Source organism: Paenibacillus sp. IHB B 3415 (assembly GCF_000802655.2).
Taxonomy (GTDB): Bacteria; Bacillota; Bacilli; order Paenibacillales; family Paenibacillaceae; genus Paenibacillus_AQ; species Paenibacillus_AQ phytohabitans.
On sequence record NZ_JUEI01000007.1, the window covers coordinates 136596 to 153414 of the forward strand.

A 16819-nucleotide genomic window follows, 5' to 3' on the forward strand; every position below is an offset into this window, starting at 1 on the left:
CAGGCAGCGCCCGTCCGTCACTGGATATTCAGGCCGAGCCAGGTGCAGTCATCCTGCAGCGCTGCTCCGGCAAATCTCTCGAGCAGATACCCGTACTCCCGCCCCAGCTCGTCACTGTTAAACAGCAGCTCCATCCCGTCACTATAAAAGCAAAACCGGTCCCCGGATTCAAACGGGATAGTCTTCTCCTCAAATTCACTGCTCTCAAACATGCCGAGCGGTGCACCCTTAACGGTAATTCTCTCGCAGTCCCTGCCGCGGGGAACATAGAGAAACTCATTAATTCCGGCTCCGGCTGCCTTGAGCAGTCCTGTCCCGAAGTCGAGCAGGAAGCAGCAGCCCGCGATATAATCCTCACCCAGATGCTGCAGCGCTTTGTAATTCAGATCGCGCAGTACCTGTACGGGGTCCTGTGTACATGACAGGCTGTCCATGAACAGCACCCGTAGGGCCGAGATATTCAGCGCTGCAGTAATCCCCTTACCGGTCACATCACCGATAATGCCAATGACCTGTTCTTCGTTGACCTTATGGAAGATGAAGAAATCGCCGCTTAAGGTTCGGGCCGGGATGTAGAGCTTCTCCAGAACCGCCTTGCTGTCCAGCGGAAAGGACACCGCATGCCGGTGCTCCTGAAGCCGGACCGCCCGCTCCACTTCCCTTTTACTCTCGGTAATATCCCTGAACACCAGCTGCAGCGCCTTCGCTTCTTCATATATGACCGGCACCCCGGAAATTTCAAGATCAAAGCTACGGTTGTCCTGCCGCCTGATCAGCCGCTGTTCAATGCGGAAGCGTTCTTTCAACAGACCAGTTGTCTTGAGCTTGTTATGCTCTGCACTCTGGAAGTATACCTCATTGAAGAAATCCTCAATTCTTTTGCCGGTCAGCTCCTGCTTCTTGGCGCCGAACATCCGCTCTGTCTGCTTATTGGCGAACAGGATAGTGCCGCTGCTATAGACCAGAATAGCCTCGGGGCACAGCTCGACCAGATCTCTGTACCGTTCTTCACTTTCTCGAAGCCGCTGCTCGGAACGGACCCGTTCGCTGATGTCGTGAATTACGGTGTACACACAGTTTTTGCCCAGCATCGTCATCATGCCGGTATGAACCTCCACATCAATGGGCTCCCCGCTGGCCAGAACATGCCGGTCAATGAACACACGGTTCTTCTGGTCACCACCCTCAGGCAGCGCCTTCTCTACAAATTCCTGAACCCCTGATTTCGGGTCAGCCGCCAGATCGCAGATCAGAAGCTGCCTGAATTGCCGGATGCTGTAGCCGTAGAACTCGCATGCTGCCCGGTTGGCATCAGCAATTCCGCCGTTCTCCGGGTCCACCAGCAACGTAATGAGATGATTATTCTCATAGATGCAGCCATAATGCTCCATGCACTGCGCCGGACTGGGGGAGCGATGCAGATTCTTACACGGTTTATCTGTTGCCATTTCACAAGCCTCTATTCTATTCAGCTTTAAAGTCTCCCCATTATATTCAATAAAATGGAGATAAGCCGTGAATTCCGACACAGTTAGACAGAAAAACCCGGCCTGCGGCATGAAAACATGACCACAGTCCGGGTTGAAACCTAACATCCTTCATTAAAATAGCAGGCAGCAGCTGATTCTTACAGCTCTGTCAAAATAATGGTGCCCTGCGGAGTTACCGCCAGCGTATGCTCATATTGTGCCGACAATCCGCCGTCAAAGGTACGCGCTGTCCACCCGTCCGCATCAACCTTAGTCCGGTAGCTGCCGGTGTTCAGCATGGGTTCAATGGTGAACACCATACCTTCCTTGATGCGCGGGCCTTTGCCTGCCGGGCCATAGTGAGGCACATCAGGCTTTTCATGCATTTCAGAGCCGATGCCATGCCCGATGAAATCACGGACTACGGAGAAGCCGTTAGCTTCCGCGTATACCTGGATGGCATGAGCGACATCACCAATCCGGTTGCCGGCCACAGCCTGCTCAATGCCTTTGAACATAGCCTCTTTGGTGGTAGCCAGCAATTTGTCCGCCTGCTCGCTAATGGTGCCAACGCCATAGGACCAGGCTGAATCTGCCAGCCACCCGTTCAAGTTGACTACCATATCAATTGTTACAATATCTCCATCCTTCAGCTCCTCGTGCTTGGGGAAGCCGTGGCAGATGACATCATTCACAGATGCGCAGGTCGCATATGGATAGCCATGATAGCCTTTTTGTTCAGGGGTAGCCCCCTGGGAGAGAATGAACTTCTCAGCAAACTGGTCAATCTCCCAGGTCGTAATTCCGGGCTTCAGCATCTGAGCGATTTGCCGGTGGCATTCGGCCAATATTTTGCCGGCCGCACGCATTTTTTCGATCTCTTCCATCGTTTTCATGATGATCATTAAATTCGCCTCTTCTGTACAGAAGCCACAGCTCACAGCAATGGCTCTTGGTTATGATTTTGTAGTGCTACTCTATATTATGTAAGAAAACCGCCGGAAATCCAAATTCATTCTGTGAAAGGATAGAAATTAAAGCTACAGGTAACCGATCAATGCTTATGTTATAAACGGTTTATCCAAATCCCCACGCCTAATAAGTTGCTGGTAGAACCCGAGATGCTTAAGTTTCATATTGTATAGGCTAATGTTGTATATATTACAACTTGGCTTCCTGTAAACCTGGGTGTTTGGACAGATTGTTGTATGAAATACAAGAATTGTACTGTTAAACCGCTTGGAGTAGGAGAATTGTTGCCTTTTATACAACAATTCTGGATTATAGCAGAGATCATGAGGTAAATGTTGTATTCTGTGCAGGATTTACGCAAAACGAACCTGTCCTCCGCGTAAACGCCGGAAAACAGGTTCGTTATATACATTGCCTTGCCAGACAAGTCAGGATGCGTACTGCTTCGTCAAGCCATCTATGGTCAATCGTGGAAGTTAAGTCCCGAAGTAACGGCTTTGACATATCCGCTGCGGATCACAAAGTCTCCGAAATGCTCACCGGTACTGCGTTCTTTGGCATAACGGTGAATGATCGGCCCGAGAGTGTCGAGAATCTCCTTCTCGTCAATGTTCTCCTTGTACAGCTTGTTCAGCCGGTCTCCGGTAAAGCCGGCACCCAGGTACAGATTGTATCTGCCCGGGCCTTTGCCGATGAACGAAATCTCACCAAGCGCAGGCCGGGCGCAGCCATTAGGGCAGCCGGTCATGCGGATGATGATCTCTTCATTGCGCAGGCCGGCTTCATCTATGATGACTTCCATTTTATCGAGCAGAAGCGGCAGATATCGCTCAGCCTCCGCCATCGCAAGACCGCAGGTCGGCAGCGCCACGCAGGACATAGCGCTTCTGCGCAGCGCGGAATGATGGGCTCCGTCGGTCAGCCCGTATTGCTTGGCAAGCTCGGCTACCTTGCGTTTCTTGGCATGGCTGACTCCGGCAATGATCAGATTCTGATTCGGCGTCAGGCGGAAATCCCCGCCATGAATCTTGGCGATCTCCCGCAGGCCTGTCATCAGCGGATACCCCGGGGCATCCTGAATCCGTCCGCTCTGGATATACAGCGTCAAATTCCATTTGCCGTCGAAGCCTTTCACCCAGCCGTAGCGGTCGCCGTTGTGGTCGAAATGATATTCCCGTGCCGGTTCAAGCGTCCAGCCCAGCCGCTCATGCAGCTCGCCCGTGAACCATTCCAGACCGTGGCGGTCGATCGTGTACTTGAAGCGGGCGTTCTTGCGGACCGAACGGTTGCCGTAGTCGCGCTGAATGGTGACGGTTTTCTCCGCCAGATCAATCATCTGCTCCGGACGGCAGAAGCCGATAATCCGCCCCAGCTGAGGATACGTGCTGGTATCACCATGCGTCATCCCCATCCCGCCGCCGACCGAGACATTGAATCCGGCCAGCTTCCCGTCTTCCAGAATAGCAATGAAGCCCAGGTCCTGGGAGAACACATCTACATCGTTGGAGGGCGGCACCGCCAGGCCGATCTTGAATTTGCGGGGCAGGTACACAGGCCCGTAAATCGGCTCAACCACCTTGCTGTCCACTACCTTCTCCCCATCCAGCCAGATTTCATGGTAAGCCGCGGTGCGCGGGGCTAAGTGGTCACTGATTTTTCTGGCCCACTCGTTTACCTCGGCATGAACCTCTGACTGATACGGATTGGGTCCGCTCATGACATTGCGGTTGACGTCACCGCAGGCTGCGAGCGTAGTCATCAGCGTATCATTAATTCCCTTGATCGTCTTTTTCAGATTCCACTTGAGTACGCCATGCATTTGAAAAGCCTGTCTTGTCGTAATACGCAATGTGCCGTTGCCGTATTTCTGGGCCAGATCGTCCATTACGAGCCATTGCGCTGGTGTCGCTACTCCGCCTGGCGCTACAACACGCAGCATGAACTGGTAAGCAGGCTCCAGCTTGGAGCGTTCACGCTCACTGCGCAAATCCCGGTCATCCTGCATATAACTGCCGTGGAATTTCAGCAGACGGTTGTCATCCTCCGGCAGCCCTCCGGTGATCGGGTTGCTGAGGGTTTCGACAAGCGCACCGCGCAGATAATTGCTCTCCAGCTTAATATGTTCAACATCACTCGGGGGTCCGCCAATTGGCTTCACCGCTGGTTCATTGTTTGCCACTATTGATCCTCTCCTTCCGCATTGCCTCGCGCTCTTCAAGAATTGTATCGTAAGCCCAGCGGAGGTTCCTCCGCTGAATATCGTTTAATATACATCACGCTGATAACGCTGCTCCTGCTGCAGATTCTCCAGATAAGCGGCTGCCCCTTCCGGGCTCAGTCCGCCTTCCTGCTGGATTACTGTAATCAGCGCAGCGTGTACATCATGGGCCATATGCTTCTCGTCTCCGCATACATAGACATGTGCACCCTCTTGCAGCCAGGTGTACAGCTCCCGGCTCTTCTCCAGAATGCGGTGCTGTACGTAAACCTTCTCGTCCGTATCGCGTGAGAAGGCAACGTCCAGCCTGCTAAGCACACCGTCCTTCAGCATTCTCTGCCAATCCGTCTGGTAGAGGAAGTCTGTGACGAAATGCCGGTCGCCGTAGAACAGCCATGACTTGCCCTGTGCCCCCTGCTCTTCCCGTTCCTCCAGGAAGGAGCGGAACGGGGCGACACCAGTACCCGGTCCGATCATGATCACCGGCGTATCCGGATTTGCCGGAAGCTTGAAGTTCGGATTGTTCTGGATGTAGACCGGCAGTGTAGCGCCCGGCTCTGCACGTTCCGCACAATGTACGGAGCAGACTCCGTAGCGTTCACGTCCATGCGACTCATAGCGTACAGCCCGTACCGTGAAGTGCACTTCATCCGGGTTGGCATTGTAGCTGCTGGCAATGGAATACAATCTTGCCGGCAGCTTGCGCAGAATCGTCACGAAGCTGCGGGCCGGAACTTCCCATGGTGCGAAATCCTGAATCAAGTCCAGCAGATCACGCCCATGGATGTAATTCTTCAGCTCCTGCTGCCGGTCCGGGGACAGCAGCTCCTGCAGGGCAGGTGCAGAGTTCAGCTTGGCTGCCTGCTCCAGCAGCGGTTTCGTCAGTACGGTAATTTCATAATGCCGCAGCAACGCTTCATGCAGTGTGCCCTCTTCCCCCTTCTTGTTCAGGGGAACGGATTCACCAGCCTCCCAGCCCATGGCAGCAATGATATCCTGCACAAGCTGCGGGTGGTTCTCCGGATATACTCCGAGCGAATCACCGGGCTCAAACGTAATATTCGAACCGGCCAGCGACAGCTCCAGATGGCGGGTCTCACGGTCTGAGCCGCGTCCGTTCAGATTCAGGTTCTCCAGCACCTCGGCATGGAACGGATGATTCCGTGAATATGCCGATTCCAGCGATTCTGCGCTCTCGGCTGCCAGTACAGCCTCATCCGCGATCGCCGCAGCCTGCTGCGAACCGGAACCGCTTAGCGAGCGGATAACATGCTCGAACCATTCGGCTACAGGCTCATCATAATCGAGATCGCAGTCCGCACGCGGTGTTAAGCGCTGTGCGCCCAGCTCTTCCAGCTTCTGATCGAAATCTTTCCCGGTCTGGCAGAAGAATTCATAGGAAGTGTCGCCGAGTGCAAGTACCGAGTAACGCAGCTGTGGAAGCTGCGGGGCTCTTTTACTGTAGAGAAATTCATGGAAGGCACGGGCATTATCCGGCGGTTCGCCTTCACCATGGGTGCTGACCAGCAGCAGCAGATTCTCAATCTTCTTCAGTCCACTCGGCTTGAAGCTGTTCATCGCGGCAACCGTAACCTTGAAGCCCTGCCCTTCCAGCTTGCGCGAGAGGCTCGCCGCCAGCCGCTGGCAGTTGCCGGTCTGGGAGCCGAACAATACGGTCACCTCACGGGATACCTGCGCGAGAGGCTCGCCGCCAGCCGCTGGCAGTTGCCGGTCTGGGAGCCGAACAATACGGTCACCTCACGGGATACCTTCGGCTGTGGCATTGCGTTTGTGGACGTTGACACTCCTGCTGCCGCTTCAGCAGCAAGGGGGAGCACCGCCGGGCCTGCTTGACCGGTGTCTCCCAGCAGAGACAACGCGGATAAATAACCGCTTAGCCATACCTGCTGCGAATGGGTCAGCGTCGGCAGCAGCCGGTTCAGAAGCTCAGCCTGGCTCTCATTAAAGGGACTGTTCGTAACTTGTAATTGCAACAATATCGACCTCTCCTTAACGTGCAATCTTCTATCCTCTTAACATCATGAATTCAGGCTAACACATTAATAAGAAACGATCAACGAAGCAGATAACAGGCATTTTATGGTATAAAAGCTTAATAAAGGTATAAAACACACAAAACCCGCCTAAATCATAGTAAAAAGCTCTGATTTAGGCGGGTTCATTACAAATAATGATAACTTGTATTAGATAAAATGATAAACCGGAATAGCCTTAGGACCGCATTTCTTCTCCTTACCGGGCAGCTTTGTGTCCAAAGTGGTCGACCAGCAGGTAGACTGCAATCAGAATTGCCCCGGCATTAATCGCCAGATCCGCCAGATTGAGAATCCCCCCGCGGTTACCGAACACTAGAAAGTCCGTTACCTGATGGTAGATCACACGGTCAATCGCATTGCCGAGCGCTCCGCCGACCAGAAAACCGCTGGCTGCCTCAAGCAAAGGCCCGCGAATCTTGCCCTGCCGCCGGTAATAGAACACTGCCGCTACAAAAACAACAGCGATTATGGAAAAATACTTTCCGTAGCCCTGAAAGGAGCTGAAGGCTGCCCCGCTATTCTCATAATAGACGAACTGCAGGTGCGGACTCCAGAAGGGAATCCTCTCCCCAAGCTCCATATGGGTGCGGACCAGCCATTTGGCGGCTTGGTCAACCAGCACTACCAATATGGAAATCAGATAAAAAAGCATCTACCTTCACCTCGCCCCCCTGTAATATCACCGGAATGATTTCACTTCTCACCTTCTAGTCTATCACAGGTCGGAGCCGGGATTCATCCTGCCAGCTCCAGCGGACAGGCCGCTGTCCCGGCCAGAAGTTGCCTGTTACATGATATGGGGCATTGGTTAAACACTCTTAGATTCATTCATATCTGGAGGGTGGTAGCCAATGGAGTACGGATCGATATTGGTTAAGCTGATCGCCGGTTTTATCGGATTATGGGCAATGACCCGATTGCTGGGCAAGAAAGAGATTTCCGCCCTGACGCCATTTGACTTCATTTCTGCAGTTATTCTAGGCGATCTGGTCGGTGACACGATTTACGAGAAGGATCATTCGGTGCTGAAGCTGCTGTTTGCGCTAGCCGTCTGGACGGTACTGTCCATCACCTTCGAGAAGATTACCCAACATGTCAGCAAGCTGCGCAAGCCGCTGGAGGGGGAGCCGGAGATTCTCATCCGGGATGGTGCCATTGATCTCCATAAGCTGCGCAAGAACAATCTGGACTTCGAGCAGCTCCGGATGATGCTGCGGGCGAAGGACACCTTTTCTATCAATGAGGTTGCTTATGCGATCTATGAAACGAACGGCTCGCTCAGCATTCTGAAGAAGCCACAATATGAACCGGTAACCCGGGAAGATCTGGATATCGACGTGAAGGGAGTTGGTCTTCCGCAATGCGTCGTTGAATCCGGTATCATTCAGCGTCCGGCGCTTGAGAGTCTCGGCAAACACGAAAGCTGGCTGCTCCGGGAGCTGCGGAAGAAGGGTTATCCTGAGCTAACGTCAGTGGCTTATGCCGAACTGAATGAAGAGGGGGAGCTGTGCGTCATCGAAGCCGCCCCGCATCAGGCAAAACCCGGTGAATTCTGAGCAGCTTAGACCCAAACAGTCGAAGGGCTTAAACAAAAAGGGCCGGACTACCTCCCAAAGGATAGTCTGGCCTTTTTCGTTATAAGAACTTGAATTTGTATTGAATTATGGTAATTACAATTTTACCAGGCGTAGGCTTCCGGTGCCGGCTTGCCCGGTCCGGGGAAAATCTCGTCCAGCTTCTTCAGCACAGCTTCATCCAGTACAATCTCCGTAACACGCAGCGAATCCTCGAACTGCTCTATCGTACGCGGCCCGATAATCGGCGCTGTTACAGCCGGATTGGCGAGTACCCAGGCCAGAGCAACCTGATCCTCATGCTCGCCCAGCTCCTTGCAGAGCGCGGAGAATTGCTCCAGCTGGCTGCGGTGCTGCTCCAGCTTGGCGGAGCGGGCGCTGCGCACACCCGTCTTGGACAAGGCGTTGCGGCCGAGCAAGCCTCCGGCCAGCGGACTCCATGGAATGACGCCCAGCCCCAGCTCCTTGGATGCCGGCAGCACTTCAAGCTCCGGTGTCCGTTCCAGCAGGTTATACAAATGCTGCTCGGACACAAGGCCGAGGAAATGGCGTTCTTTGGCCTTAGCCTGCGCAGCGGCGATATGCCAGCCGGCGAAATTGCTGGAGCCGATATAATCAGCTTTGCCCTGGGAGACAAGAATTTCAAATGCGCCCCACAGCTCTTCCCAGGATACATTCCGGTCAATATGATGCATCTGGTAAAGCTCAATATGATCCGTCTGTAGACGTTTCAATGAGCCTTCGAAATGCCGTCTGATCTTATAAGCGGACAAGCCGGAGCCGGAATTGGGTCCGTCCTGCTCGTCGAACATGTCATTGTATACCTTGGTGGCCAGCACAACCTTCTCGCGCCGTCCGCCCCCCTGCTGAAACCAGCGGCCGATAATTTCCTCGGTCCAGCCGCGGCGGTCCTGGCCGCCGTACACATTGGCCGTATCGAAGAAATTGATTCCCGCATCCAGTGCGGCATCCATAATCCTGAACGCTTCCTTCTCCTCGGTTTCCGGCCCGAAATTCATCGTGCCCAGACATAATTGACTGACCTTCAAACCGGATTTACCCAAATAGCTGTACTTCATCGCATTTCCTCCCATTCATTTCGGTTAGGTTGTCTGCATCGGGTCTAATATAATCCTTAGAGTAGGCTCTAAGGCAAGCCTTTTGTTGAACAAACTTCAAAATGCAGTATTACTGGGCCGGACAAAAAATAAGCCCTCCGCGAAGAAGGACTTGTTCAATGAATATATATAATCAGCAAAAGATTGCATTCACTCTATATAACTATGTTCTCTATTATACGCCTACTGCTCAGTTCCCCCGCTGTCCGGGAAAAGAACCTCACCCGTCTTCAGCTCGATTTGCACAATATCCTGCAAGGTATTCGACAGCTCGCCCGGCGGATACGGTTTGGTCAGATATTTCTGCACTTTATCCATCATGCTCTTATCTTCCTTATCCAGCGCCGAGGAGATGACAATCGGCACATTCTCTGTGCGGGGATCATTCTTCAGCATACGGATCAGATCCCAGCCGTCCAGCTCTTCGCCGAGCATCAGATCCACGACGATAGCTACAAAAGGCGTCTTCACCGCCTGATCAAATGCTTTTTGCGGATGATAGTGGTGAGTGACTCTGAAGCCTTTGCCCTTAAGCTCCTCAGAGAGCAGCAGGGACAAGCTGTAATCGTCCTCGACGATCATCACATTCGGCTTCTGCTCCTTGTCGGCACTCCATTTATGCGGCTCCTCTTCATGACGGCTGCTCTCCGCATGGAGGACCGGCAGGCTAAACCACACCGTGGTGCCTTCGCCTTCAACCGAATCAATTCCGATCATACCCTTCTGCTTCTCAATGATCTCCTTGCAGATCGCAAGTCCGAGACCCGTTCCGCCAATCCGCTTGGATGCACTGTTATCCACCCGGCGGAATTTCTGGAACAGCTGTCCGATCTGATTCTTCGGAATCCCCAGTCCATGATCCTGAACCCGGACCATAACCGAATCCCGCTCATTATGCAGCGTTACCTTAATCTCATTGCTGCCTGGAGAGAACTTGATGGCATTGCTCAGCAGGTTGGTCAGCACCTGGATAATCTTGTCCTTATCCACCTCGACCTCGGCGTTCAGCGCCTCATCCTCCAGAAGGATATGGTGGGTACCGCTAAGCTTGTACTGGTCAATTACACTTAGAACGGTCTCGCTGAGATTGACCGGCTCTGCATTGTACAGCTGTGTGCCGGATTCCATGCGCTGCAGGTCAAGGAAATCATTGATCAGCTCAGTCAGACGTTTGGCTTCCTTATGAATCGTTTCCAGGTATTTCAGCTGCTTCTCCGGCTTCATTGTCTTGGATAACAGCAGCTCGGTGAAGCCCAGAACACTGGACAACGGTGTCCGCAGCTCATGGCTGACGGTACTGACCAGCTCCGACTTCATCAGATCCAGCTCGTATTCACGGGTGATATCCCGGTGTACAAACAATGTTCCCACCCGCGCTTCGCGGCGGAACACCGGAATCGCATAGACGTCGACATGCTTCATCGCTTCCTTGCCCAGGGAATACTTCATCGTGCTGGAATCCACGGAGTGCTCGGACATCGCCTTCTGGTAGAACTGCCCCATCTCTTCCGATTCATTCACGCGAAGGGTGAAGTGATCCATCCATTGCTCTTTGGGGATCAGCATCCCCTCTGCCCACACATCATAGTCGAACAATTGGCTGAGCGCCTTGTTGATATGCTGAATGACGCCTTCCGTGTTGACGAACTGGATGCCTTCGTTGACATTGTTGACAATATCCCGGTTCAGCTTGCGGCCATTCTCGATTTCCTCATACATGAACAAACGCTCGATGGCCAGCGCCACCCGGTTCATCATCCCTTGAATTTCGCTGATTTCCTCTTCGGTGAAGGAATGCCCGATTCGTGTACCGCAGAAGATCGCCAGGATCTCATCCTCGGCATTGACTACAGTTGTATAGAAATCATAGCAGTAAACTTCTTTGGCGGAGATCCCCTGCTCTCTGGGGACTCCGGTCCGTTTCACAATATAGGACTTCTCCGTGCTCATCCGGTATAACATATCTTTGTTGTTTGCATCAATATAGCGTTCCACATTCTCCTGCGGAACCCCTTTGACCACAGATATCTTATCTTTGACCAGCAGGAAAAGACTGCTGTCGAACGAGTACATCCGGTTCATGAACCTGCTGAATTTCTCGGCAAATTCCTGCTTGTCCAGTGTGTAGGTAATTTCATGATTGAGCTGGTTGTTAAGCTCCAGCATGATGGTGGTCTGCTCCGTGCTTTTCAGCGTCTCGGCCAGCTCCTGCTGGACACTCTTCATGGAGGTAATGTTGTTGGCAATCAGAATGTACTGGTAAATCTGACCCTCATCATTCAAATACGGCATGATCGTCAGCTGGAGCCAGACGGCAGAACCATCTTTTGCCACAATTTGTGACTCATCGCTCCATAAACCGCCAGTCGACAGCTTGCGTATAATCTGCTCCAGCTGAGTGTCCGAAATATTATGCAGTTCAAACAAACGGAAGGTGTATCCGATAATCTCGGCATTCTTGTAGCCGGTGTAGACGCTAAGATTATCATTGGCATAGGTGAATACTCCCTTGCTGGACAGAATGCCGACGGCGGAGGTCTGGTTCAGCGCCTTCATCATACTTTCGATTTCACTGAGTGAACGCTCCAGCTTGAACTGCTGATCCTGCAGCTCATCCTGCTGGGCATGCAGCTCTTCATTCTGCATCATCAGCTCTTCTTCTTTATCCTGGATACTCCGGGCCATATTAAGGAAGGCCTCATAGAGGCGGCCGATTTCATCCTGCTTATGCAGCTTGCCGAGCAGAACAGCCTCGCCTGCCGCCAGCGAATTCGTTGCTTCTTCCAGCTTAACAATCGGATCAAGCACCACTCTAAGCATCCGCCAGATCATCAGTGTGAAGAATAACAGCAGTACAGCGCTGAGCCCGAAGGCGATAAATGTGAAGGTATCGGCCTGCTTGATGGACTGAGAAGCCATGGCGTTCAGCTTGCTGTCCGAGCTTGTTTTGAACTCTTTGGTGTAGGCCAGAAATTCATTCAGAGCCTGGGTGCTGCCGCCTTGAGAGAGATTGCGGATGCCCGTATAATCATCGTTCTCCACCAGCCGGATCGCTTCAGGAAGGGTCTTGGTTTTGTACTGCTCATAGAATAACTTCAGATCATCCCGGTATTGCGCTTCTTCAGGCGACAGATTCAGAGCCGAATATTGCTCCAGAATTCCGTCAAGGCCCGTGAGTGCAGCATTCAGCAGCTTAAGCTCACCGTCACTTTTGAGGGCAACATAACCTCTGGCCCGGAAAAAGACATCATTCAGCGTCGCCGCCAGCTCATTGATGGTCTCAGTCTTATGCTGCAGTACACCGCGGTCATGCTTCAGCTTGTCCTGCTGGTTATTGATGTAGAAGAACAGGCCGATACCAGATAACATAATCGCCAGGAACAAGATGAAGATAATCCGGAAATACTTGGTTTTGATGCTCACATCAGCAAGTTTATTGTTTATCACTAAGGATGCCCTCCACGATCTGCAGCAGCTCCATCGGGCTGAACGGTTTAGGCATGAAATAACGTGCTCCGGCTTCCCTTGCCCTGTTCCGGTCCATTTCTTGTGCTTTGGCTGTCAGCATCATAATAGGCGTCTTATTCTTCAGCTCTTCATTCAGCTCACCGAGCACTTCAATTCCGGTCATTTCCGGCATCATATAGTCCAGAATCACGAGATCATAGGGGTCCGAAGTAAGCCGTGTTAGCGCCTCAACCCCATTTTCGGCGGTATGGATCTCAACGTTCTCCAGATCCTCCAGCGTATCCTCAATCAGCATGCGCAGTACATCTTCGTCGTCCACAATCAGTATTTTTTGCATAAACACTCACTCTCACTTTCAGTTCATCCACGGCTGGATACATTGCTATTAGAACAAGAATCTGTGGGCCAGGCGCTCAATCCGGGACAGCAGCTCCGGCACATGAAACGGCTTAATCACATAATCGTCCGCCCCCAGCTGCAGGGCATGGATAATATCGCGCTGATTATTGCGGCCTGTCAGCATAATTACCAGGATGTTCACTTCAGGGTAGCTGCTGCGGATCTTCTCCAGAACCTCAAGCCCGTCGAGGCCGGGCATTACCCCGTCCAGCAGAATAATGTACTTCTCCTCCGGAACATACCAGTCCGATTTCAGAAAAAGCTCGCCGTCGGCATAACTGTTCACTTTCATTCCGGCGATATTCCCCGGCTCCCAGGAGGCGAAATTGCCGGTAATAATTCTGCGGATCAGCGGATCATCATCAACAATAATTACATTGAGTATCGTTTCCCTCTGGCCCGTTAACAGTCCTTCGCTGTACAAGGTTGTCTGGTTGCGTCCGCTATACTTGCTGGAATACAAAGCCTGGTCTGCCTCGTCAATTAGTATATCGGTATCCTGCTGCCGTTCGCTTATCTCTGTAATGCCGCAGGAGAAGGTAACATGGAAGCTTTCCCGTTTGGCACAGAATTCCCTGGAGGCGAATTTCTCCTGAATCCGTTCAATGACAAGCAGCGCTGAGTCCGCAGAGGTATTTGGCATGAACAGGGCGAATTCCTCTCCCCCGTAGCGGCACAGTGTATCCTCCGTACGAATTGAATCTCTGACCAGCTCCGAAAAAGTCTGCAGGACCTCGTCTCCCACAAGATGACCATAAGTATCGTTGACATGCTTAAAGTAATCCAGATCCAGCAGCGCGAGCGAGAACGTCCGGCCCGTCCGTCTGAAGTCCGATGAGAGCAGCTTCAGGGTCTGATTGAAATATTTACGGTTAAAAGCACCCGTCAGCTCATCTACAATGATGGACTCCTGCCATTCTTTTTTCAGTTCAAACCGGTTCTTGATCAGCACCAGGAACAGATCGATATCGACCGGCTTCTGGATGTAATCCATCACACCGAGCGAATAGGCATATTTCTGGACTTCCTTGGAGTGTTCACCGCTGATGATAATGATCGGAATCCGCTCTTTTTTGGCTTTGCCGATAATCTGGTTGAGCACATCAATCCCGCTGCGGTCCGGCAGCAGAATATCCAGCAGAATTAAATCCGGCTTGGTCTCATAAAAAATCTTAAGTCCGCGTTCAGCAGACAGGGCAATGCTTACATAGTATGACTGCTTCTCCAGCGACTCGCGCAAAAAAGCCACCAGCTCCACATCATCGTCAATGACCAGAATTTCGTACTGCTGGTGGGTGCTGCCATGGGACAACGCAATTCCCGGAATCTGGGGAGGCACTGCACCTGTAATTTCAGGCTCATCAAACAGCTCCAGCAGCGGATATAAATAATCCCCCCACTCGGCTTCCGTCCAGCTTCTATGGTTATCATCCGAGAAATAGAGCAGAGAGTTGCCGGAGAACGCCTCCACCGCGTCAAGGCCCACTGTACCGGAAGTGCCTTTTAAATTATGCAGAAAGCGATAGATATCCCTTTCCTCAACTGCCGGCTGCTGCGACCACTTCTGCAAGGTTTGTCTGGTGCGCTGTTCAACCAGCTCTTTATATTTTCTCGTTGTCATAATAGCTCCTTCAGTTCGTTCCTTCATATCAATAGGTCATTCAAACCTTCAATTAATCATATTTTTAAGGCGGTGTCAATTTTAATCTGTTTTTGTCGAATTGCAAGCTCAAATCTCTGATCAGCCCTACAAAAAAGCTTTGGTTGATAACCTTCTATTCATTTGACATAATAATTGAAACCGTTCATTCCGTTAAAGCGGCAGTGGGCGGAGAAAACAGAGTAATCTATAATAGGAGGCTTTCAATTGAAGGGGATTATTACGGTACTGGGAAAAGACAAAGTCGGAATTATTGCCAAAGTATGTACATACCTCGCAGAACACAATCTGAATATTCTGGATATTTCCCAGACGATTGTGCAGGACTATTTCAATATGATGATGATTGTGGACATTTCCGCCCCAAGCAAATCCTTTGAAGAAATCGCACGGGATCTGCAGCATGTCGGTGAAGACATCGGTGTGGAAATCAAGCTTCAGCATGAAGATATCTTCAATATTATGCACCGGATCTAGCCGGGCGGCAAAGAGAGGAACAACCATACTATGATCTCAATTGGAGAAGTGCAGGAAACCAATAAAATGATCCGGGAAATGAACCTGGACGTGCGTACGATTACCATGGGCATCAGTCTGATGGACTGCGCGCATTCGGATATGAAGATCTTTAACCGCAATGTATATGACAAAATTACCCGATCCGCCGAGAAGCTCGTGAAGACGGGTGAGGATCTGGAGCGTCAATTCGGCGTGCCGATCGTGAACAAGCGTATTTCCGTAACTCCGATCTCAATCGCTGCCGGCGCCGTACATACCGATACTTATGTTCCTGTAGCACAGATTCTCGACAAGGCGGCCAAGGAGGTTGGCGTCAACTTTATCGGCGGATACTCCGCACTGGTTCAGAAAGGCTGCACCAAAGGTGACCGGATTCTGATCGACAGCATCCCGGAAGCGCTGGCGGTGACGGAACGTGTCTGCTCCTCCGTGAATGTCGGCTCCTCACGCAGCGGCATCAACATGGACGCCGTGAAGCTGATGGGCGATATCATCATCCAGACTGCACAACGCACCAAAGACCGCGATTCCATCGGCTGCGCCAAGCTGGTCGTCTTCTGTAACGCCGTTGAGGATAACCCGTTCATGGCCGGAGCCTTCCACGGTGTCGGCGAACGGGAATGTGTCATTAATGTAGGCGTCAGCGGACCCGGCGTAATCAAGCGGGCGCTGGAAGAGGTGAAGGGACAGGACTTCGAAACGCTGTGCGAGACCATTAAGCGTACCGCCTTCAAGGTTACCCGTGTCGGGCAGCTCGTTGCCCAGGAAGCCTCCAAGCGGCTGAATGTGCCCTTCGGCATCATCGATTTGTCGCTGGCTCCTACACCTGAAATTGGCGACTCCATCGCCGAGATCTTCCAGGTCATGGGTCTTGAAGAAGCAGGAGCTCCCGGCACCACAGCCGCGCTGGCTATTCTTAACGATAATGTCAAAAAAGGCGGGGTCATGGCCTCCTCCTATGTCGGCGGCTTAAGCGGCGCTTTCATCCCGGTCAGTGAAGACCACGGCATGATCCAGGCTGTTCAGCGCGGTGCACTGACGCTGGAGAAGCTCGAAGCAATGACTTGCGTATGCTCCGTCGGCCTCGACATGATTGCCATTCCGGGCAGCACCAGCAAGGAGACCATCTCGGGTATCATCGCCGATGAAGCGGCGATCGGCATGGTCAATAACAAGACAACCGCGGTCCGCGTCATTCCGGTTATTGGCAAGGAAGTCGGCGAAATGGTTGAGTTCGGCGGCCTGCTGGGTTATGCACCGGTCATGGCGGTCAACCCGTTCAATTGTGCAGGCTTCGTTAACCGCGGCGGACGTATTCCGGCGCCGATCCACAGCTTCAAGAACTAGGACACCCTGATAGAGACA

The 16819-nt window shown here is 52.2% G+C and carries 11 protein-coding genes and 1 pseudogene; 3 read left to right on the forward strand and 9 right to left on the reverse strand.

All coding sequences use genetic code 11. The features are described 5' to 3' along the window. Positions 1-17: 17 nt before the first annotated feature. The 5 genes and pseudogenes from QW71_RS04735 to lspA all read right to left on the reverse strand — a co-directional run bounded on the left by QW71_RS04735 (position 18) and on the right by lspA (position 7368). On the reverse strand, positions 18-1448 hold the full coding sequence (locus tag QW71_RS04735) for a PAS domain S-box protein (RefSeq protein ID WP_160311775.1): 1431 nt from the start codon (positions 1446-1448) through the stop codon (positions 18-20). A gap of 179 nt (positions 1449-1627) precedes the next feature. Further along, a complete protein-coding gene (map, locus tag QW71_RS04740; protein WP_039293962.1) occupies positions 1628-2374 on the reverse strand; it encodes a type I methionyl aminopeptidase in 747 nt (248 codons plus the stop codon). 530 nt (positions 2375-2904) lie between these two features. Then, positions 2905-4620, reverse strand: a complete 1716-nt coding sequence (gene cysI / locus QW71_RS04745; protein ID WP_047013623.1) for an assimilatory sulfite reductase (NADPH) hemoprotein subunit — start codon at positions 4618-4620, stop codon at positions 2905-2907. Positions 4621-4704: 84 nt separating this feature from the next. Then, positions 4705-6653: pseudogene (locus tag QW71_RS36910) on the reverse strand (assimilatory sulfite reductase (NADPH) flavoprotein subunit). Positions 6654-6912: 259 nt separating this feature from the next. Beyond that, entirely contained in the window at positions 6913-7368 is a 456-nt protein-coding gene (gene lspA, locus QW71_RS04755) for a signal peptidase II (RefSeq protein ID WP_039293964.1), read from the reverse strand. A gap of 199 nt (positions 7369-7567) precedes the next feature. Between lspA and QW71_RS04760 the strand changes: the two genes are divergently transcribed. Further along, positions 7568-8272: a DUF421 domain-containing protein gene (locus QW71_RS04760; protein WP_047013624.1), complete on the forward strand. Its 705-nt coding sequence runs from the start codon at positions 7568-7570 to the stop codon at positions 8270-8272. Positions 8273-8394: 122 nt separating this feature from the next. Here the strand turns inward: QW71_RS04760 and QW71_RS04765 are convergent, their stop codons facing one another. The 4 genes from QW71_RS04765 to QW71_RS04780 all read right to left on the reverse strand — a co-directional run bounded on the left by QW71_RS04765 (position 8395) and on the right by QW71_RS04780 (position 14896). Beyond that, on the reverse strand, positions 8395-9369 hold the full coding sequence (locus QW71_RS04765) for an aldo/keto reductase (RefSeq protein ID WP_039293966.1): 975 nt from the start codon (positions 9367-9369) through the stop codon (positions 8395-8397). A 222-nt stretch (positions 9370-9591) separates the two neighbouring features. Next, positions 9592-12855, reverse strand: a complete 3264-nt coding sequence (locus QW71_RS37765; protein ID WP_052769895.1) for an ATP-binding protein — start codon at positions 12853-12855, stop codon at positions 9592-9594. After that, on the reverse strand, positions 12842-13213 hold the full coding sequence (locus QW71_RS04775) for a response regulator (RefSeq protein WP_039293968.1): 372 nt from the start codon (positions 13211-13213) through the stop codon (positions 12842-12844). The genes QW71_RS37765 and QW71_RS04775 overlap by 14 nt, the downstream gene beginning before the upstream one ends. 48 nt (positions 13214-13261) lie before the next feature. Then, positions 13262-14896, reverse strand: coding sequence for a diguanylate cyclase (locus QW71_RS04780; RefSeq protein WP_039293971.1), 1635 nt, complete (start codon positions 14894-14896; stop codon positions 13262-13264). A 246-nt stretch (positions 14897-15142) separates the two neighbouring features. Between QW71_RS04780 and QW71_RS04785 the strand changes: the two genes are divergently transcribed. Then, on the forward strand, positions 15143-15412 hold the full coding sequence (locus tag QW71_RS04785; protein WP_039293974.1) for an ACT domain-containing protein: 270 nt from the start codon (positions 15143-15145) through the stop codon (positions 15410-15412). Positions 15413-15442: 30 nt separating this feature from the next. After that, positions 15443-16801 (forward strand): PFL family protein, encoded by a 1359-nt coding sequence (locus QW71_RS04790; protein WP_039293977.1) that lies wholly within the window; start codon positions 15443-15445, stop codon positions 16799-16801. Positions 16802-16819 lie beyond the last annotated feature (18 nt).

Coding starts and splice junctions, on each gene's coding strand:
- QW71_RS04735 (WP_160311775.1), bottom strand. CDS start 1,448: ATGGCAACAGATAAACCGTGTAAGAATCTGCATCGCTCCCCCAGTCCG.
- map (WP_039293962.1), bottom strand. CDS start 2,374: ATGATCATCATGAAAACGATGGAAGAGATCGAAAAAATGCGTGCGGCC.
- lspA (WP_039293964.1), bottom strand. CDS start 7,368: ATGCTTTTTTATCTGATTTCCATATTGGTAGTGCTGGTTGACCAAGCC.
- QW71_RS04760 (WP_047013624.1), top strand. CDS start 7,568: ATGGAGTACGGATCGATATTGGTTAAGCTGATCGCCGGTTTTATCGGA.
- QW71_RS04765 (WP_039293966.1), bottom strand. CDS start 9,369: ATGAAGTACAGCTATTTGGGTAAATCCGGTTTGAAGGTCAGTCAATTA.
- QW71_RS04775 (WP_039293968.1), bottom strand. CDS start 13,213: ATGCAAAAAATACTGATTGTGGACGACGAAGATGTACTGCGCATGCTG.
- QW71_RS04780 (WP_039293971.1), bottom strand. CDS start 14,896: ATGACAACGAGAAAATATAAAGAGCTGGTTGAACAGCGCACCAGACAA.
- QW71_RS04790 (WP_039293977.1), top strand. CDS start 15,443: ATGATCTCAATTGGAGAAGTGCAGGAAACCAATAAAATGATCCGGGAA.